The following is a 20,741-nucleotide window of genomic DNA, read 5'->3' as shown; positions in this document are numbered from 1 at the left end:
GGTGCCAAAGAAGACTCGTAGGGTGAATACCCCAACATTTGACAGAGAGCCAATAAAAGCCCCTTGTATTGATTAGTATAAACTAATATCAATACAAGGGGCTAAGATTAATTTGTCATATTATAAAGGACGTACAAATCAATCATCATCCTAATTATTTTTCATCTCGTTTACGATAAACGATGAACGGACGTGTTAAGTAGTTGAGTGGAGCACTCAAGCAGTGTACCAAACGGCTGAATGGGAAGATGATTGCCACTGCCATCCACGCGAACATGTGGAATTTAAACATAAATGGTACACCTTCCATCAAGGATGGATCCGGCATAAATGCTAATAAGCTACGGAACCAAGGACCGATGGATACGCGGTAATCAAAGAAACCAGATGCATTAAGCAATGTTCCAGCCATACCACTGAAAATGGCTAATGTTAAGAACAAGTATAACCATTTATCAAGGCGAGATGTGTTAACTTTTAACTCAGCTACTGTGAAGCGGCGTTTCATCAAGAGCAAGAAGCCTACGATAAAGATAAGCCCCGCTACAGCGCCCATATATAACGCACCTTGATGGTACAGATGGTCATTAATACCAATAGCAGCAGTCCAAGTTTTAGGGATTAATACACCTACTACGTGACCACCGATAACGCATAGCAAACCAAAGTGGAACAATGGATTGGCAATACGCAATTGTTTTTTCTCTAAAAATTGACTCGATTTTGTAGTCCAGTTTCTTTCAAAATAGAAGAAACGAACCAAGGTACCTACGATTAAGAAGGTGAAAGCGATGTAAGGCAAAGCGCCCCAAAGGAATAGATTCATCGTGCACCGTCCTCCAATCCATTTGCAACAGACAAGATAATATCAAACAAGAATGCATAAGGCAATTTAGCCTCAATGAAGCGTTCTCTAATGTATTCCAATTTTGGCTTACAATAGTCGTAAATTTCTTTTGCTTTTTCATCATCGATAACGGCACATAATTCAAGAAGTGCTGGAATATAGTCTGGCATTTCTTTTGGCAAATCATAGTCGTTTTCTAGGAAGAAAGCTTTAAATTTAACGAGTTCTTCTGCTTGTTCCCCTGTACCTTGTAATTCATAAGTCGACAAATACATAGTTGTATTTTGACTAAAATCAAAGGTACGAACATATTGGTCTTCGAATTCCTTTTTATTAGCTTCCTCTACATAGTCAAAGAACTCTAATAAACCTTGGCGAAGTTGAGGATGCCCAACGGATTGGGCGTCCTCTCTCCATTCAGATAGTTCGTTATACCATTGTTCATCGGGATAGCGTAGAAGAAATGACGCAATAAGAGCGATTTTCTGAGCATCCTTCATTATTGACATCCCCCTGTTGGGCAAGCAAATCCGCGATTTTGTTGCATTTCTAAGCGACCTTCGCGAGATACTTTCACATCAGCTGGGATAACAAAGCGATCATTATATTTGGACAATGCCAACAATTTGTACATACCGTACATTTGATCCTCTGTTAAATCAACTTTATGTTCAATAGGACCGTCACCTGTTTCACGACGGCGCATGTATTCACGCATATCGAGAACACGTTGCAAGGTACGAGCTAAAATTTCTGTATTACCTGCTGTAAACAAGTTAGCAAGGTATTGTACAGGTACGCGCATTTCATGTGCATCTGGCAAGTATACATCAGATGTTACACGTTGCAAGATTGGGCTGAGTGGTGGTACATACCAAACCATTGGCAATGTGCGATACTCAGGATGCAATGGCAATGCCACGCCCCACTCTTTTACAAGTTTGTACACAGGAGATTTTTGAGCTGCTTTAATCCATGCTTCAGAGATACCTTCTTCGCGAGCAGCTTTAATAACCTCAGGATCATGAGGATCTAAGATTAACTCAACTGTATTTTCGTAAATGTCTTGTTCATTTTTTGTGGCTGCCATTTCTTCTACTTTGTCCATGTCGTAGAAGACAACGCCAACGTAGCGCATACGACCTACACAAGTTTCAGCACAGATTTGAGGCAAGCCATTTTCCAAGCGTGGGTAACAGAATACGCATTTTTCAGCTTTATTAGTTTCCCAGTTATAGAAGATTTTTTTGTATGGACAAGATGGAACGCAATGTCTCCAACCGCGGCATACATCTTGAGATACGAGAACTACACCATCTTCGTCGCGTTTATAAATCGCGCCGGATGGACATGCAGCTACACATGCAGGGTTCAAGCAGTGGTTACAAAGACGTGGTAAGTAACGCATGAATACTTCTTCGTAGTCAAATACGATATCTTGGCCCATCTTAGTCAAGTTCACATCAGAGCGAGCATGTTGACCGCCAGCTAAATCGTCATCCCAGTTAGGGCCCCAAGTCACTTCCATTTTTTGTTTCGTTACAAGGGAACGAGGGCGAGCTACTGGTTGGTTATTTTTACGACCACCATGAATCAATGTTTCATAGTCATATGTCCAAGGTTCGAAATAATCCTTCAATTCTGGTTGTTCAGGATGGAAGAATAACTTCATCAAACGATTTGTTTTAGAACCTGTAGAAAGAGCTAAATTACCAGAATTATCTAGCGTCCAGCCACCCTTCCATTTTTCTTGGTCTTCCCAATTTCGCGGATAACCTACACCTGGGCGAGTTTCCACGTTATTAAAGTACATATATTCCGCGCCTTCGCGGTTCGTCCATGTATTTTTACAAGTGATAGAGCATGTATGACAGCCTAAGCACTTATCCAAATTTAGGACCATGGATACTTGAGCTTTAATCTTCAAGCCAATCCACCTCCTTCAATTTACGAGCCACAATTGTCATATCACGTTGGTTACCAGTTGGGCCATAATAGTTAAATCCATAGCTCAATTGACCATAACCGCCGATCATGTGTGTCGGTTTCAGGTGAATATGAGTTGGTGCATTATGTGTACCACCGCGACGATCTTTCTTAACTTGCGTGCCAGGAACGTTGATGTGACGATCTTGGGAATGGTGCATGTAAGAAATACCACGAGGAATACGAGGGGATACTACTGCACGAGCTGCTACAACACCATTTTTATTGAAAGCTTCTACCCAGTCATTATCTTTAACACCGATTTCTGCTGCATCATCTTCGTTGAGCCAAATTGTTTGACCACCACGGAACAATGTCAACATTTGTTGGCTATCGAAGTACATACTATGTGTAGACCACTTATTATGTGGTGTTAAGTATTTCAATGTAATTTCTGGAATGCCTTCTTGTTTGTAATCACCTTGTACTGGTTTGTAGGACAATACAGGTTTATACAATGCCATAGCTTCACCGTAATCGCGCATCATTTCATGGTCACAATAGAAGGATTGACGACCTGTTACGGTACGGAATGGTACTTTATCCTCTGTAGATGTAGTAAATGGAGAATAACGACGGTTTTTATCGTTCTTACCAGTACTTGTTACAGAGCTAATGATAAAGCGCGGTTGGCGAACCATATCATCGAAGGTAATTTTTTCTTGTTCGCGGCCTTTTGCATTCTTTTCAAGACCAGAAAGACCTGTTTTTTCTTCCATCGCTTTCCAAGAGCGAACAGCCAATTTACCATTTGTACAAGAAGATAATGTTAATACAACATTACAAGCTTCCTTACATTCGTAAATGCTTGGACGGCCATGAGAAATAAATTCTGGATTATCGATAGTACCATTTTGTGCATACAATGTTTGGTATTCATCGGATACATCCCACGCCAAGCCATGAGCACCCATTTTGTTTTCGATGTTAGGTCCTAAAGCAATGAATTTTTCAAAGATTTGGCTATAGTTGCGTTTTACATGAACGAGGTTAGGCATTGTTTTACCAGGAATTGGTTCACATTCGCCTTTGCTCCAGTCGAGAACCTTACCTTCTGGTTGAGCCACTTCACCTGGGCTGTCATGACCAAGAGGCAATGCTACGATATCTTCGTATTCTGTAAAGCCAGACTCTTTTGCTACGCGAGATACTGTTTCTGCAAGGGTACGGAATGTATCCCAGTCAGATTTAGTTTCCCATGCGCAATCAACAGCTGCTTGGAATACGTGTACATATGGATGCATATCTGTAGAGGATAAGTCTTCTTTTTCATACCATGTAGCCGCTGGGAATACGATATCAGAATATAAGCCTGTAGATGCCATACGGAAATCGATGTCGATGAGAAGGTCTAGTTTACCTGCTGCATCAGCTTCACGCCATTTAATTTCTTCTGGACGTGTAGGCGCATCATCATCTTCCAATACCGCATTTTTAGTGCCCAATAAATGTTTCAAGAAGTATTCGTGACCTTTAGAAGAGGAACCGATGAGGTTCGCACGCCATACGAATAAGTTGCGTGGATGGTTTTCTTTAGCCGCTGGATCTTCTACGCAAAATTGTAAATCTTTATTTTTCAACGCTTGCGCCACATATTGGTTAATTTCTGCTTCTGTACCAGCACCAGCTGCACGAGCATCATTAATCAATTCTTGGCTGCCTTTATTGAAAGTAGGGTAAGATGGCAACCAACCTAAACGAGCCGCCAATACGTTATAGTCACCAGGGTGACGGTAACGAGGTTTAGCTAATTTAGATGTGCGGTCTGCCAAGTCGATGCAATCAGAACGGTATTGTTCTGTAGCAAAGTAGAACCAAGATGTACCATTTTGCAAACGAGGAGCTTTACTCCAGTCGTTAGCTGTCATGATACCACCCCAGCCTTCAACAGGACGAAGTTTTTCTTGACCTACGTAGTGAGCCCAACCACCACCGTTAACACCTTCTGTACCGCAGAACATGATAAGGTTCAAGATTGTACGGTAAATGATATCTGCATGGTACCAGTGGTTAATACCACCACCCATGATAATCATGGAGCGACCTTTAGTTTTTTCTGCATTATCTGCAAATTCACGAGCCGTAGCAATAGCTATATCTGCTTTTACACCAGTAATTTTTTCTTGCCATGTAGGTGTGTAAGGAGTGTCATCTGTATAAGATGTTGCCACTTCACCACCGATACCACGATCGATACCATAGTTAGCAAGAATGAGGTCATATACGGTAGTTACTTTTACAGGACCATCTACAGTTTGTACTGTAATAGTTGGAATAGCACGTTCAATAACACCTTCGTGCTCTTCATCGCCAAAGTATGGCAACTTAACAACAGTCACATCTTCACGTTGATCAAATACGGATAAGCGAGGATCGATTTTAGCCCCTGTATCACGGTTTTCAAGACGCAAATTCCATTTTTGTGGATTTGTGTGACGTTCGCCCATTGTACCATTAGGGATAACGATTTCATTTGTAATTTCATCGATCAATACCATTTGGAAGTCAGCGCCTTCCTCTTGGCGACCTAAGTCCTTAGCGTTTAAGAAACGACCTGGTTGAACTGCACCGTTGATGTCTTCAACGCGCACAAGGAATGGCATATCTGTAAACTCTTTTGCATACTCTTTGAAGTATGGAGTTTCTTTGTCGATGTAGTATTCTTTTAGGATAACGTGGCCCATTGCCATAGCAAGAGCCGCATCAGTACCGGCTTTTACGTTGAGCCATGCATCGGAGGATGTAGTAGATTCCGCATAGTCAGGGGATACAGATACTACTTTAGTACCTTTGTAACGAACCTCTGTTAAGAAGTGAGCATCTGGCGTACGAGTCAATGGTACGTTAGAACCCCAAGTCATAATGTAACCAGCATTGTACCAGTCACCAGATTCAGGAGTATCAGTTTGTTCACCCCAAACTTGAGGGCTAGAAGGTGGTAAATCGGCATACCAGTCATAGAAGGACAATGGTGAACCACCCATTAAGTTAAGGAAACGAGCACCTGCTGCATATGACAACATGGACATCGCTGGGATTACAGAGAAGCCAGCGTTGCGGTCAGGGCCGTATGTTTTTGCAGTATATAATAAGGATGCGGCAGTAATTTCTGTCGCTTCATCCCATGTGGAGCGCACAAAGCCACCCATACCACGGGCAGATTTATATTTTTTTGCTTTTTCTGGATCTTCTACGATAGATTTCCAAGCTTCGATTGGGTTCTTAGCATTCTTTTTCGCTTCTCTCCAAAGCTCAGCCAATTCACCGCGTACATATGGATATTTTACGCGCAATGGGCTATAGAGATACCAAGAGAAAGTCGCACCACGAGGGCACCCACGCGGTTCGTAATCCGGCATATCATCAGGTGTTTCAGGGTAATCAATCGCTTGGTTTTCCCATGCAACAACACCATTTTTAACGTAAATATTCCAGCTACAAGAACCAGTACAGTTTACGCCATGCGTTGTGCGGACAACTTTATCGTAAGACCAACGGTCACGATAAAAATTTTCCCACTCGCGACCGCCATCTTCAGTTATTTGATGGCCGCTTGGAGATACGTCCTTCTTGCGAAGAAACTTAAACTTTTGAGACAACAAGCTCATCTCGTGTCCTCCTTCAAAACTACAAAAAAATCCTTTGTGCTAGCTGAGCTAACACAAAGGAGAAAATACTGTTATTCGATATTACTAATATTAGGGTCTATATTATCAACCTCTAAATCAAGCAATCCGATTAAAGCATCAAAATCACAGATTACTAGATGGTGTTTGTCATAGGCTACATAGCCCAACTTACGCAACTCACTTAGCATGCGATTTAAACTTTCTCTTGATGTGGCAGCAAATTCAGCCAACTCTTGATTTGTTAGGGCGATATCGATAAAGATACCATCCTCGCGCTCTACACCATAACTATTGGCTAAGCGCAACAAGGTAGAATAAAATGCTCCCTTCTTGCCATATAGTAGCAAGTCTCGGTATTTTGCCTGTTGACGACGCATATGTAATGTGTAGATTTGCATCATCGCAATAGCCAATGAATGATCTTTTGCAATAGCTGGCTCTAACACATCATAGCGAATGGAATAAACAGAGCAATCCTCCCGAGCGATGGCGTTGAACACATACGTTCTTGTGTTCTCCTCATACAACGGAACCTCACCAATTACATTATTTGGACCTACTAGACGCAACGCAAAAATGTGCCCACTAGATTCGAATTTCTTAATGCTCATTCTACCTTTTAACACTACGTAAAAGTGTTCTGCCTTGTCCCCCTCATGGAAGAGAAAATCACCTTTTTTAAGATGGAGTTCCTCGCCCGGCAAAGCAAGTAATTGGTTAATTAAATTTTTATCCATACCTTCACCACTCCATTGTACTTTTAAAATAAAATCCATTAGTTATACTAATCTATTTATAGTAAAAGTACATGTATTATATACTTTTTTGTATATATAAGATTATTATAACTTATTAATTTCAGAATATGTGTGTTTTATGTCACATTCACAAAAATTTTTACAATATATAATATATTTGTGATATAAGACATTGCAAATTTTGTTGATACAATAATTATAACTCAGTTCTCTAAGTAATTCGAATACTTTCTATAGAAACTCTATAGATTGCAATATTCATATACATTGACTGATAATTGTATCTTCCATGTCTTCATTGCATGTATAGTTTTTCAGTAAGGAGAAGTTCAAAATGAGCGAACTAAAAATGCCTCAAGTAGGGGCAAGCCGTAGCGAAATTGTGGCTAATTGGCAACCAGATAATCCAGAATTTTGGGAAAAGTTTGGTAAAAAAATTGCTAAACAAAACTTGGTTATATCCACAATTGCATTAACCCTTTCATTCTGTGTATGGTATTTATGGGCAACCATTGCAGCGCAACTCAACGGCGCAGGCTTTAATTTCACAACCGATCAATTATTTACCTTAGCTGCATTGCCAGGCCTTGTAGGTGCTACATTACGTTTTGTATATACCTACATGCCAGCCTTAATCGGTGGTAAAAACTGGACATTTATTTCCACACTTATTTTATTAGTTCCTGTTGTATGGCTCGGCTTTGCCGTTCAAGATACAACAACTTCTTATACGACATTCATGATTTTGACTGCCCTTATCGGTTTAGCGGGCGGCAACTTCTCGTCCTCCATGGCGTACATTGGCAACTTCTTCCCTAAATCCGAAAAAGGTACTGCTCTTGGTATCAACGGCGGTGTTGGTAACCTTGGTATTTCCGTAATCTACTTCTTGGCTCCATTCGCTATGGGTTCTGCTGCACTAGGTAGCGTATTTGGTGTAACACCAGCTATCATCAAAGGAAACGCAGTATACCTTGCCAATGCAGCTTTCATGTGGATCGTACCACTCGTTGTTATCCTTGCACTTATGACACGATTCATGGATAACTTACCTCAAGAAAAACCAAATCCTAAAAATCTAGTACAAATCTTTGGTAACAAACACACTTGGGCTCTTACATTACTTTATACATGTTCCTTCGGTGCTTTCTCTGGTTATGCAGCAGCACTTGGTCTATTAGTAGGTAAAGAATTCCCAGAAGTACCATTTGCTTCTATCGCATTCGTAGGTCCACTTGTAGCAGGTGCACTTCGTCCTGTAGGTGGTTGGTTAGCAGACAAAATTAACAGCGGTACAAAAGTTACCTTTGTAAGCCTTCTCGGTCTATGTGTAACAACAGCGCTAATTGCAGTTGGCGTAGATATGCACAACTTCCCATTCTTCTTTGCGATGTCCGTATTGACCTTCGTATGCTGTGGTTTCGCAACAGGTGCTACATTCCGTATGATTCCACACGTATTTGGCAATCCGCTATTATCCTCTTTGATCACAGGCTTCGTTGCTGCCGTGGCTGCATACGGTGCCTTCATTACACCTAAAATCTTCGGTTTCACATATACTACATTCGGTAGTATCTACCCAGCTTTCGTTGCATTACTTGTGTTCAACCTTCTAACAGTAGTAGTGTGCTACTGGTTCTATGTGCGTAAAGCAGCCAATATGAACGTATAATTTTCTGAAAACAGAAAATTTACGTTCACTCCACAGTACAACAAAATATAATTCACTTTTCTAAACTAAGTGATAAAAGAAACCCCGCATCTCTCCTCCATACGTATCAGGTCTGCGGCCTAGGGCCTTGACCTCGTAAGTCGGATCGATGCGGGGTTCTCTTTTATGAAAATATAGTTATGAGTACAGTACTCATACATTGTGAATTATATTTTACAGAGTATACGTGCGTATACCAAATTTTCTGTTCAAAATTATAGCCTTCATTTTGGAGGGAGAAAAAAAGGACTGCTAGGCAGTCCCCTTTTTCATTATTAAATCCATATATACCAATAAATCTCTGCTTATTGTATCGTATATTTGTTCAGCTTATAATAGTCTTAAGGTAGTCAGCGAGGTTGGGCCTCTCTTCGTTATAGAAGGGGGTGAGCTTATGAGTGACTTTGAACTTATTACAGTTATCATTGGAATATTGACATTAGTCATTTCCTTTGGTGCACTTATAGCGCTTATTTGCCTCACAAAAAGCAAATAGCCCTCCGTTACCATGCGTAATTAGATAAACAGAAAGGCCATTTCCTAGATAATTCATTTTTTGAGATGCGCCTGACGTTCCTACTCGTCTGACTATCTATTTATATTATAAAGTTAAAGATATATATCGTCAAATTAGAATGAAGGGACTGCCAAGCAGTCCCTTTTATTATCCAAAGATTTCTTCTAGTAGTGCATCGTCGATGATGGTCCCAACGTAGAAGTCGCTAAAGATACCGTATCTTGCGCTGGCTTCTTCGAAGCGCATATCGTATACGATTTTTTTGAATTGGATGTCGTCGTTACTGAAGATAGTAATGCCCCATTCCCAGTCATCTAAACCAACGCCACCTGTAGTGTATTCAGACAGCACGTCTAGGTATGTTTTACCAAGTTCACCGTGAGAGCGCATCAACGCACCGCGTTCTTGTTGTGGTAACATAAACCAGTTATCTGCACCATCACGTTTTTTAGTCATGTTATAGAAGCAGATATATTTATCGCGAGGTACATGAGGGTATAATTTTTTATTAACTTCCTCTGTATCAAGTTTAGCCTTAACATAGGCACTTACTTCTGTTACAGATGTATAAGAGTAAGTTTGTACCAATACGCTAGCAATTGCAAGGCGACGGAACTTGCGTTCTACTTGTGCCAAGTATTCAAGGGATGGACCAAGAATCCATAGGATCAAATCCCCTTTTGCACCATTACAATCATAGAATGCATAGCTACCTTCTTTAGCTTGATGTGTAGCTTCAAGGTCTGCTAAAAATGCTTTTAATTCGTTGCGCGCTGCTGCTTTTTCATCAGCTGTAAAACAGTTCCATGCGCTAAAATCCATGGCAAATACCATGTGTTGGCTATGCCAACCTTCTACTGTAGGGATTGCTTTTCCCATTATGATCACTCCTATCTATGGTGATTCTATTAAAATGATATAGTTTTATTACAATAGGAATCGAAAAGACTCCATATACTATTATAGCATATGGAGTCTTTTCAAGTTAGTTTTCGATTTCACTTCTCATTTACAAGCTTTTGCACTAATTCTTTTGCTTGTTTTACGCCGTCAGGAATACCGATGCCATCAAATGGCGTGCCGATGAGGTGTAAATTTGGATAGTTTGCAGCTACATGTTCACGTACAGCCTTGATACCTGCACGATGCCCTACATTATATTGCGGCATGCAGTGAATGAGGCGATTGATGCGCACCCATTCAGGCTTAGCGGAGAAACGCATAATGTGTTGAATTTCTTCGACTGCTAATTCTGAAAGTTCTTCATCACTATATTGTTCCACCACATCATTGCCTGGCTTACCGATAAAGACGCGCAATACCACTTTATCATCAGGCGTTGTTTGTGGCCATTTTTGATTTAGAATGGTACACGCTGTAAGCGGTGTGTCTGTCTTACGAGTAATCAAGAGTCCAGAGCCCTTTAAGTCGCCATCAAAGGTACTTTTATCAAAGGCCATAATAGCAATAGCACAGCTTGATTGCTCCATAGAACGCAAGAAATCAAAACCTGGGTCATCCTTAAACCATTGCGTATATGTGGCAGGCGGTGTCGCGATAATCACATGATCCGCCATAGCAGGAGCTTTATCAAGAAGTACCTCTATAGCGAAATCTGTAGTAGAATCACTAGCTTCTACACTGTTCTCAGCATTAATAGACGCAGTTCTAATAGATTTAGAATGAGACTGACAGCCACAAGCATCGTTTCCAGAGTTCACCACATCAATAGCATACATACCTTCAATATATCGAATATTAGAAACCAACTTACCTGTATACAAGTGCACATTACTAGGCATAGCATCAACAATAGCGGTAATCACGCTTTCAAGACCACCTGTTAACTGGCGGAACATACCAGATTGAGCAGCAGTCCCCTTACGGCTCGCCATATCCGCTTGAGCCTTAGTGGACTTTGCTTCATGGCTTTCAAATTGACGGTCTGTCATGATACCTTTACCAGCACGTGGCACATCGCCTTCTGCTACGGCACCTTTGGCAGCCTTAGAGACGCCCGCCTTTGAGTGTCCCATCTTAGCCGCCATCATCCCTTTTACCATGTTCCCATATTTTTGTTCTACTTGAATAAAATGAGGGAATGTAGACAATAGGCTGATTTTATAGATATCACCACCATAGATACCAGCTAATAGTGGTTCGATAAGCTTATCCATCATTTCTTGACCTAAATGGTATTGAAAGAAATGACCAATAGACACATCACCATTTTCATCGAGCTCATAAGGCTTTTTGAAATAATCTAAGCCAGCACGCAATTTGCCAGACCAAGAAATGAGCGTTGCTTTCACAAAAGGCATCATTTCCGTAGGGATGCCCATGATAGAGCCCCCTGGGATTGGATGAATTGAGCCCTCATCATATACAAAGGCTTGCCCCGTCTCATTAGATACAAGGGTATCACCTAAACCTAAATCGTGTACTAGATCTGTCATTTCAGTTTTACGGCCCAAATAAGAATCTGGACCGAGTTCTACAACGAAATCATCAACTCGTTGTGTTTGTATTTTCCCACCAAATCGTGGTGCTTGTTCGTAAAGAGTGATATTCCACTCTGGCTTAGCATGGCCTAGATAATAAGCCGCTGTTAGCCCTGTTAGGCCACCGCCCACAATTGTTACGTTCACGAATGAATCCTTTCTACTATTGCACTCGCCATGGCTTGTAAGAATGTTTCATTACAATTCGGCATCTGTGCCCGCAAATACATTGCGTCCCCATTTTCAACAAGCTCTTTACACTCTACATCATTATCGTATAGGACCTCAACATGATTACTTACAAAGCCAAAAGGCACGAAAGCAATGTGTGTTGCACCAGTATGCAAAGCTTGGTCGATAGCCTCTTCCACTGTAGGGCCTAACCATTGACCGTGAGGAGCCGCACTCTGCCACGCCACTGCCCACTTAGATAACTTACAATGCTCTGCAATCTCTTTGGCACTTTCATGTAAGGCGAATGCATAAGAATCACCGCCGTGATTATTGATAAGAGGTATGCTATGAGCGCTAAAAATAACGAATATATCTTCAGTCGCATTCACACAATCTACGACTGCTTTTTTCCAGTATTCTGTAAAAGCCGGTTGGTCCCACCAAGAACGAATAAAATCGAATGTTACAGCCCCATGTTTACCAATAGCTGCTTGCACTTGTTTTTCATAGGCACCAGTACCAAGAGATGTAAAAAACGGAGCCGTCACAATAGCGATAATATGCTCCACCCCTTGGTGGACTAAAGAGTCTACCGCCTCAGCAATAGATGGTTTCATGTGTAAATAACCAATAGCTGATGGCATAGTTGGCAATGAAGTCATCAACGTTTTATATTGATTCTCTGCCATCTTCTGCAACTCTAGATTAGACCATTGATCTATCACGTCATAGCGACGAGTAAGATTTGCAATCTCGCCTTCTGTGGGCACGCGGCCATGACGAATACTCGTCATATACGGCACTAAATCTTCCTTACTTGAAGGGCTTCCATAGGATAGAAATAATAAACCTTTTTTCTCTACTTTCACCAGCTTAACCCTCTTGAGCCCACAGCTCACGACTACGTTCATGGACATAGTCCGTTAACCAATGAAGTTTTTTAGGATCTGCCTCTGGGAATACACCATGCCCTAAGTTGAAGATATGGCGACCATAACGAATGCCTTCGAGCAAGATACGGTCCACTTCGCGAGCCAATGTTTTTTCATCTCCAAATAGATATGCTGGGTCAAGGTTACCTTGTACCGTTTGTGTTACGCCACGCTCGTTCGCCATAACGATAGAGCTACGCCAATCTAGAGCGATAACATCAAGGGGCAAATGAGACCAAATAGATACTAAATGGTCTGTACCAACACCATTCATAGCCATAGGCAAATGAGGGTATTTTGCTTTTACCGTCTTGATAATGCGTTCCATATGAGGGTAAATCCCTTGTTTATATTGATCTGCATTAACAGCACCTACCCAAGAGTCAAAGATTTGCAGCGCATTAGCCCCTGCCTCGGCTTGCATGGATAAGTACGCAATAGACATGTCAGCCAATTTTGTCATCAACGCATCCCATACATCAGGTGCACCGATGAGCATGCCGCGAGTTTTATTATAGTTCTTCGTCGGTCCCCCTTCGATGAGGTAGGACGCAATCGTAAACGGCGCACCGCAGAAACCAATGAGCGGTACATCAAGCATGCCAGATGTTAATAACGTAATCGTCTTTGCAATATAGTCGACCTTTGTAGGATCAAAGGCTTCTAATTTATCTATGTCAGCCATGGAGCGAATAGGCGTGCTAAATACAGGCCCTACGCCAGCTTTCAGCTCTACATTTACATTCATCGCCACCATAGGACTCATGATGTCCTTGTAAAGGATGGCCGCATCAACGCCATATTCCTTAACAGGTAACTCCGTAACGCGAGCACATAATTCAGGTTCTTTTGTAATTTCAAATAAAGTGTATTTTTCTTTAATTTTGCGGTATTCCGCCTGACTACGACCAGCTTGTCGCATATACCACACAGGCGTCACACCAGGGTTCTTCCCTTGGATCATGTCCAAATATGCTGTATTCAAGTGTTCAACCCCTTTCTAAATGTATCCTAACACAGTTACATAACTAAAACAGTTATTTTAGTTACAACCTCTTACATGATTTTATTCTTTACTAGTCCCTGTGAAAGCTAAAAGCCTCCACAGGGATTTTAAGTTAACTGCGACTTAATCTATGCCGATCAATACCAGTAATAGATTGAGCCATATCATATACAGTTCGTTGGCAAGTAAATAACCAGATTTGTTGGTTCTTACCAATTTCAGCCAATAGTTCCAAAGCACTACGTTGACGGTTTTCGTCAAAGCGTACAAGGATATCGTCTAAGATAATCGGCAAGGACTCAACTTGGTATGAGAATACCTTTGCCAGTGCCAAGCGCAACGCTAGGTATACTTGGTCAGCTAAGCCGCTAGACCAGAACTTAAGCTCTAATCGTTCCCCATTGCCGTTAACAAGAGCAACCCCTTCGTTGATGCCGAGGATATCAAAGGTATAGATACCACCAGTCAAACGTTCTATATAAGAGGATGCTAGTTCAAGCATGTGAGGCTGTTTTTCTTGCTCGTAAGATTGTTGCGCTTTATCCATGCAGTGGCTCATCAGAACTTGTGTAGCCCAGTCTTCCAAGGCAGCCTCTAATTCGCTTTGAAGAGCTTCGCGCTCTTGCAACATTTGCTGTTGCTCTTGGTCAGACCCAAGAGCGCGCATAGCCTCCACAATTTGACCACGACGCTCGTACAAGGTAGCTAATTTATCTTCGATAGATGCCATCTCCCGTTCGGAATGAGCCAATTCATCGAGCCAATTATCTTTATTACCTTCTCGCAAACGACGGTAGAACAAGTCTTTATTCTCCGCATCAGGTGCTAATAAATCTAATTGTACCTGACTTTGCTTGTAAATGGTTTGCCACTGTTTGTATTGGTCCTCATCAATAAGATGTTGACGGTACTCGTTAGAGCTTTCCATACCAGCTTTATGAAGTAATTCTTTTTGGCGAAGGAGTAATTCTTTTTCCTTTCGATGCCAATTATCGTATTCATTGCGGAAGCTTTTGCGTTGTGCTTCCTTTTGTTCCCATACGATTTTATTTTGTTGGAAATTTTTATATTGGTTGTAAATGCGTTTAAGCTCAGTTGGAGATACAGGCGCCTCTACACCGAGGTTATACCACAAGGTCATCGCTTGGTCTTCAATAACGCGTAAGCCCTCTTTATGTTCTGCTAAACGCTTCTCGTAACCTTCAATAGTCCGCAACTGTTCATGGTATTGATCATACTCTTGCTTGAGGCCAAAGAAATCATCTTCTGTAAGGCTCTTCGCCGCCCCTTGAGGCAACCAAGCCTGCCAATCCGCAAGGGCTTCATCATAAATACCTTGCAATGTATGGCCTTCTTGAATCCATCGATCGAGGTGAGCTGCCCCTTCCAGAGATGGCACAGGGCTAATGACTGGTGTAGCTGCCTTAATCAACGCTTCTAACTGATGTTCTACATCGGATCTACGAGAGGATAAGATTTGTAACTCATAGTTCAATTTAGACACATCTGAGTTACCATTATGAGCTCTCCACGTAGCGTACCAGAATAGCGCCATAGACAGAATCAATAAGATAAAGCCCCCAATAGTATAGAGTACAGATTCAAGAACTAATAATCCTGCTAACACAAGTAATACGCCAATAACAGCACCTATGCCGCTAATGCGTTGTAACCATTTTGGTAAATTCGTCGGTTGAGCATCTGGACCATAACTATCTCGTTTTGCAATCACTCGATCTATATCTATTAAGATCAACTCTAACTCACGTTCGAGATGTTCTTTTTTCGCCAACTCTTCTTCGCTATAATTTGGCAAAGATGCCCCTTCAAGGTTAGCTGTTGGGAGGTCATCAGAAGCCTCTGCAGGCTTGCGGTCCTGCCAATGCAACAATTGATCTTTAGCAGTGCGTAGACGACTAGCTAAGCGTTCACCTTCAAACCAGTTAACATCCTCAGCCATAGGTTCATCATCACGCCATGCCGAATACATCTTGCGAGAGTACTCTAGTTGCTCGCGTACCTTATGAATGTACGCATCCCCTTCTTCGCACTGCCGACGTAATTGTTCCCACTTAGCACCTTGTTGAATGAGGTCCTCAATATCTTGACCATAGGTGCCAAACGGACTATCTGGGCTAAAGTTAGCTGGCATTAACGCCGCTTCCTTTTCTTGCCAGAGTTGCATATTGTCACGAGCTCGTTTGATATCTTCATCGATTGTAAGGAACTCATCGCGGCTCAAGGCGAGTTCACTGTTGTACTGCTGCATGTGCATACGCGCCTCTTCACTGCGACGATACGTATCCCATGCGCGCAACACTACATCTACGCCATCACGGTATTCCTTCCACTCTTGCAACTGACCTTGTAACTCACCTTCCGTCTGTTCCGTACTGTGAAAGGCTTTCTGCAACTCCACATATTGTGCTTCGTGCTCTGCCAATTGACTTAGCTTTTGGCGATTTTCCTTCAGCTCATCCATCAATACATTAATACGACGTTTGCCGTTTGAGGATGCTACGAGTAAATCAGTGGCTCCTTTTTCCACATCCTTTACGACGGAGCCTAAATGCTCGCCCCCTTCAGCGCCAAAGAAACGAGACCGAACCTCTACCTCTTGCAACACATCAAGGCCTTGCAAATCTTCTAAGGTTAATGCAAAAATGCGGTTATATGTCTTTTTATCGATCCCATGCCACCAATATTGAGCAGGCTCTTCATGGATGGCAGGATTTCCAGGACTGTAAAAGTCTAGCTGTTTGCCTTTACGGCCAATATAGTAGCTTTCACCATTGCGTTCCACCTCGAGAGCGCCAGTCATAGGACCATAGGCCTTATGAGTGCCCCCAAATAATAAGGTACGCATCCCTTCAAGCAGCGATGTTTTACCGCTTTCATTAGGGCCATACATGAGCTGAACCCCATTGTTACCCGTTGTGAAAGACCAATCACGATACGGGCCAAATTCATCAAATCGTATGCGTTTAATGTTCATCATTAGCCCCCATCAATACAGTAACACCTTCTATTTCACAACGTTTCAAAGCACGCATTAATAATTCATCGCTCAATACATCCGCATATACGCCTAATCGTTTAAACTCAGGACGATCAGCCAAAATTTGGCGTGCCGTCTGTACAGCATTCCCCTCCACCATATCGTCATAAGCACGCAGATAGTCGCCTACTACATCGGATAATAAACGGCGTTCTGCTAAATTAATGCTAGGGCGCGTATTGGAGATAATGCGATAAGGCATGACAAATATAGATTTGCTTTTTTCTTCACTTTGAGACTCTTGAAGCCACAAATTGCGCACGCCCTCTTGTGTACATAGGCGATGTAGCGGGCCAGTACCACTGAGAACAATGGATAGCAAAATATTTTTCTTGTACTGCTTGCGCAAGTTTTCTTTCTTATGGCGCAAAATTTCCAATAAATCAGATTCATTTTGCATACCCGCAATATCGATTTTGATTTCCTCAAAACGAATGGCACTAGTATCAATAAATCTCGGTTCACAATGACCATTGTGAGATACAGAAACTAAATAGCACCCTTTAGGACCTGTTTCTTTACGGTGTAAGCCTTGAGGATTACCGGCATATGCAACAAGAGGTTCCTCGCTGATAATTTGGGATTTATGAATATGTCCTAAAGCCCAATAATCCATTGCGGCCTCAGCTAAATCTGTCAAATTACACGGACCAGTCACATTGTGATTTTCGGCGCCTACGCTAGAACCTACCGTGCCATGCATGACGGCCAAAGAAAACTCATCCCGTTCAAAAGCACGGTATTGACGAGCATAATTTTCGTTTTCATTACCATGACCACAACTGATACCATAAACGCCACCAATTTCAATATTGTTAACGATGAGCGGGAAGCGTTGTACTTGTTCACTAGAAAATACATGTACATTATCTGGCATTTGCAGTTGCGCCTTCCAGCTTTCAGCAGGATCATGATTACCTTGTACCATATAGACTGCAATGCGATGCTCTGCCAAACGATACATACCGCGCACAAAGCGCACTTGAGCCTCTAAATTATGGTCTTCGCTATTATAAATATCACCAGCTATGACAACGGCATGAACATGCTCATCGATAGCAGTGTCAATGATTGTATCAAAGGCTACATAGGTAGCTTCGCTCACAGCGCGATCAACGGCGCGGCTAATACCTGTAGCATATTGAAAGGGTGCCCCTAAATGCAGATCACCACAGTGTATAAATCGAAACGGCTGCATCTATATCCACTCCTTGTATTAATACTTTTTATTATAGTTATATATAGTAATTACAATAGTCTATTATACTACAAAACGTTAAAGATAAGTTAAAAATAGCTATCAATTAGCCCAAAAAAGATATAGTTAAAATAAATTTCTCAAAATTATTAATAAATATAAATTATAAGATAATCACATATTTTTCTCATAAAAGGGGATTCAAAGTAAATTTATAGCAACCTAGATCTAACTATGTTAACCAATAAATACATTTGGTTGACAATTTATGCACGAAGGTTTACAATCAGATTGTCAATATTTTATGTTTTTATTAAGTTAACAATTCTAGGAGGCTATTATGGCTTTGCCTACAGACCAACAACCATCCCAAGTGGGTACATACGAAAAAATCCTTACTATTGCAAACCGCATTATGAACGGCGGCGAAATCACTAAGGAAGAAGCAATCGAGCTGATTCATACGTCAGACGATGACACCATGATTTTACTTGCTATGGCTGATAAAATTCGCCAGCATTTCAATGACAACTCCGTGGATGTATGCGCCATTGTAAATGCACGATCTGGCAAATGTCCTGAAAACTGTAAATTCTGTGCCCAATCTGCCCATCACGAAACAGGTGTTCAAGTATATCCGTTCATGGATGATGAAAGCATCCTCGATGCGGCGCGCAAAGCTAAAGAAGCCGGCGCAATTCGTTTTTCTATCGTAACGAGTGGTCGTAATACTAATAACCCAGATGAATTTAATCAAATCATTCGTGTATTAGACCGTATCAAAAACGAAATTGGCCTCGAAATCTGCTGTTCTCTTGGTTTGTTAACTTATGAGCAAGCAATCAAATTGAAAGAGGTGGGTGTAACTCGATACCACTCCAATATCGAAACGGCACCTAGCCACTTCCCAGATATTTGTACAACCCATTCCTACGAAGATAAAATGTCTACTATCGATAATGCTCAAAAAGCAGGTATTCGCGTTTGCTCTGGCGGCATCCTCGGGCTTAATGAAACATTAGAACAACGCGTAGAGATGGCATTCGAGCTTAAACGTTTGCATATTGACTCTGTACCACTCAACATTTTAAATCCTGTTAAAGGTACACCATTTGAAAGTAATAAAGCTTTACGTCCTCTAGATATTTTACGTACCTTCGCTGTATTCCGTTTCATCTTGCCAAACGCATTGATTCGTACTGCTGGCGGTCGCGAAGTAAATCTACGAGACTTACAAGCTTATGCTTTAAAAGGTGGCCTTAACGGCATCATGGTTGGTGGCTACTTAACAACGGGCGGTCGCTCTCCTAAGGACGATCTTCAAATGATTCAAGACTTAGAATTGAGTCGTAATTCTGCCCAAGTTTAATCTCTTCATGTATATACCATTCTCAGTGTTCTGAGAATGTAGTATATAGATAATATTCCTAAGGATTTATAAATATTTTACACATAAAAAGAACCATCTAGTTTGCTGTGCTAGATGGTTCTTTTAATTCCATAATAAATTGTAAATAGCATGCCCATTAGTATTACCCTCAATAGGCTCAGGGTTTTCATTAAATTCTACATTTTCATACGGCGTCCCGTCTGCCATGTACGCATCAACCTTCAATGTTTCCATGGTTCTATTATATCTACTGATATAAACTTTGTACCGCAATTCGTCGCCACCCAGTTCATTGACTCGCAGCCACAAAAGTGCGTCATAATCACTCTTTTGTACACTGTCGTTGTCAATAAATAATTGGTTTCCTGATGCATCTGGTCCAACATAGTACCAGTCCGTTGCGTAAGCAGTCCCCCCTATACTGAGTAGCCACAAAAGAGATAATATGGTTAATATTTTACTCATATGACTGCTCCTCTCATGCTATAGAGCTGTATACTTTATAAAAGCTTAATGGCATTAAACCTTTATAAAATATACAACTTCTTCTTTATATATAATACCAAAATTGCCCCATATTTATCAACAATAATTAAACTAAATTACGAAGTTTTTTAGAAATATAAGAAATTTAAAGCAATTTATTAAATATCTTCATTTTTAACTCATTTATTGTTTTTATAATAACTACATCAAATGATAAATAGAGGTAACAATTCCCTGGTTACCATACGTGTATTTATCTCCCGACAAGTAATACTAACCCCAAACCTACTACTTGTTTAAATACATGGTTCATTTGATATTAATACTAACACTCCCCTTACATGAAAAAAGGACTCCATATGGAGTCCTTTTTTCGTTGTAAACTCCATAGCAATACAAAAACACCCTCAAAAGCTTTAGGAAATAATTTCCTTTAGCTTTTGAGGGTTATATTTTATAACTACAAACTACTATGTATGATTTACAATTTTATTATTTTACTTCAGCCCAACCTAAAGCAGCACGTTTAGCGTCGATATCTGCTAAGA

General features: G+C 41.2%; 14 protein-coding genes. 2 read left to right on the top strand and 12 right to left on the bottom strand.

Translation table 11 applies throughout. The features are described 5' to 3' along the window. Positions 1-154: 154 nt before the first annotated feature. The 5 genes from narI to RYM16_RS07330 all read right to left on the bottom strand — a co-directional run bounded on the left by narI (position 155) and on the right by RYM16_RS07330 (position 7,199). A complete protein-coding gene (gene narI / locus RYM16_RS07350) occupies positions 155-826 on the bottom strand; it encodes a respiratory nitrate reductase subunit gamma (RefSeq protein WP_265138423.1) in 672 nt (223 codons plus the stop codon). Next, positions 823-1,347, bottom strand: coding sequence for a nitrate reductase molybdenum cofactor assembly chaperone (gene narJ, locus RYM16_RS07345; protein ID WP_314983164.1), 525 nt, complete (start codon positions 1,345-1,347; stop codon positions 823-825). Before narJ ends, narI begins: the two co-directional genes overlap by 4 nt. Then, positions 1,347-2,774 (bottom strand): nitrate reductase subunit beta, encoded by a 1,428-nt coding sequence (gene narH, locus RYM16_RS07340; protein ID WP_314983163.1) that lies wholly within the window; start codon positions 2,772-2,774, stop codon positions 1,347-1,349. The genes narJ and narH overlap by 1 nt, the downstream gene beginning before the upstream one ends. Next, positions 2,764-6,441, bottom strand: coding sequence for a nitrate reductase subunit alpha (locus tag RYM16_RS07335; protein ID WP_314983162.1), 3,678 nt, complete (start codon positions 6,439-6,441; stop codon positions 2,764-2,766). Before RYM16_RS07335 ends, narH begins: the two co-directional genes overlap by 11 nt. A gap of 71 nt (positions 6,442-6,512) precedes the next feature. Further along, the gene (locus RYM16_RS07330) at positions 6,513-7,199 is read right to left on the bottom strand and encodes a Crp/Fnr family transcriptional regulator (RefSeq protein ID WP_105086443.1); all 687 of its coding nucleotides are present in this window, start codon (positions 7,197-7,199) and stop codon (positions 6,513-6,515) included. A 355-nt stretch (positions 7,200-7,554) separates the two neighbouring features. Between RYM16_RS07330 and RYM16_RS07325 the strand changes: the two genes are divergently transcribed. Next, positions 7,555-8,892, top strand: coding sequence for an MFS transporter (locus tag RYM16_RS07325; RefSeq protein WP_314983161.1), 1,338 nt, complete (start codon positions 7,555-7,557; stop codon positions 8,890-8,892). Positions 8,893-9,595: 703 nt separating this feature from the next. Here the strand turns inward: RYM16_RS07325 and hemQ are convergent. The 6 genes from hemQ to RYM16_RS07295 form a co-directional block, all read right to left on the bottom strand. Next, positions 9,596-10,327: a hydrogen peroxide-dependent heme synthase gene (gene hemQ / locus RYM16_RS07320; protein WP_105097673.1), complete on the bottom strand. Its 732-nt coding sequence runs from the start codon at positions 10,325-10,327 to the stop codon at positions 9,596-9,598. A 119-nt stretch (positions 10,328-10,446) separates the two neighbouring features. Continuing rightward, complete coding sequence (hemG, locus tag RYM16_RS07315) at positions 10,447-12,096, bottom strand: protoporphyrinogen oxidase (RefSeq protein WP_314983160.1); 1,650 nt, start codon at positions 12,094-12,096, stop codon at positions 10,447-10,449. Further along, positions 12,093-12,992, bottom strand: a complete 900-nt coding sequence (gene hemH / locus RYM16_RS07310; RefSeq protein WP_314983159.1) for a ferrochelatase — start codon at positions 12,990-12,992, stop codon at positions 12,093-12,095. Before hemH ends, hemG begins: the two co-directional genes overlap by 4 nt. 4 nt (positions 12,993-12,996) lie before the next feature. After that, positions 12,997-14,040 (bottom strand): uroporphyrinogen decarboxylase, encoded by a 1,044-nt coding sequence (gene hemE, locus RYM16_RS07305; protein WP_314983158.1) that lies wholly within the window; start codon positions 14,038-14,040, stop codon positions 12,997-12,999. Between the two features lie 133 nt (positions 14,041-14,173). Further along, positions 14,174-17,056 carry an AAA family ATPase gene (locus RYM16_RS07300; RefSeq protein ID WP_314983165.1) on the bottom strand — a complete coding sequence of 961 codons (2,883 nt, stop codon included), beginning with the start codon at positions 17,054-17,056 and terminating at the stop codon, positions 14,174-14,176. Continuing rightward, entirely contained in the window at positions 17,046-18,317 is a 1,272-nt protein-coding gene (locus RYM16_RS07295) for a DNA repair exonuclease (protein WP_314983157.1), read from the bottom strand. Before RYM16_RS07295 ends, RYM16_RS07300 begins: the two co-directional genes overlap by 11 nt. A 340-nt stretch (positions 18,318-18,657) precedes the next feature. Here RYM16_RS07295 and bioB point away from each other — a divergent pair, with 340 nt between their 5' ends. Next, complete coding sequence (gene bioB, locus RYM16_RS07290; RefSeq protein ID WP_314983156.1) at positions 18,658-19,686, top strand: biotin synthase BioB; 1,029 nt, start codon at positions 18,658-18,660, stop codon at positions 19,684-19,686. Positions 19,687-19,809: 123 nt separating this feature from the next. Here bioB and RYM16_RS07285 read toward each other — a convergent pair whose 3' ends face one another. Then, positions 19,810-20,142 carry a hypothetical protein gene (locus RYM16_RS07285; RefSeq protein ID WP_314983155.1) on the bottom strand — a complete coding sequence of 111 codons (333 nt, stop codon included), beginning with the start codon at positions 20,140-20,142 and terminating at the stop codon, positions 19,810-19,812. Positions 20,143-20,741 lie beyond the last annotated feature (599 nt).

Origin of the sequence: uncultured Veillonella sp. (genome assembly GCF_963524655.1) — a bacterium.
In the GTDB taxonomy this organism is placed as follows: Bacteria; Bacillota; Negativicutes; order Veillonellales; family Veillonellaceae; genus Veillonella.
This window is presented reverse-complemented; position numbering and strand designations above follow the sequence as displayed.

Bases quoted from the DNA above. Each gene is read 5' to 3' on its own strand.
- RYM16_RS07325 (WP_314983161.1), top strand. From the start codon at position 7,555: ATGAGCGAACTAAAAATGCCTCAAGTAGGGGCAAGCCGTAGCGAAATT.
- hemQ (WP_105097673.1), bottom strand. From the start codon at position 10,327: ATGGGAAAAGCAATCCCTACAGTAGAAGGTTGGCATAGCCAACACATG.
- narJ (WP_314983164.1), bottom strand. From the start codon at position 1,347: ATGAAGGATGCTCAGAAAATCGCTCTTATTGCGTCATTTCTTCTACGC.
- RYM16_RS07330 (WP_105086443.1), bottom strand. From the start codon at position 7,199: ATGGATAAAAATTTAATTAACCAATTACTTGCTTTGCCGGGCGAGGAA.
- RYM16_RS07335 (WP_314983162.1), bottom strand. From the start codon at position 6,441: ATGAGCTTGTTGTCTCAAAAGTTTAAGTTTCTTCGCAAGAAGGACGTA.
- bioB (WP_314983156.1), top strand. From the start codon at position 18,658: ATGGCTTTGCCTACAGACCAACAACCATCCCAAGTGGGTACATACGAA.
- RYM16_RS07295 (WP_314983157.1), bottom strand. From the start codon at position 18,317: ATGCAGCCGTTTCGATTTATACACTGTGGTGATCTGCATTTAGGGGCA.
- RYM16_RS07300 (WP_314983165.1), bottom strand. From the start codon at position 17,056: ATGAACATTAAACGCATACGATTTGATGAATTTGGCCCGTATCGTGAT.
- narI (WP_265138423.1), bottom strand. From the start codon at position 826: ATGAATCTATTCCTTTGGGGCGCTTTGCCTTACATCGCTTTCACCTTC.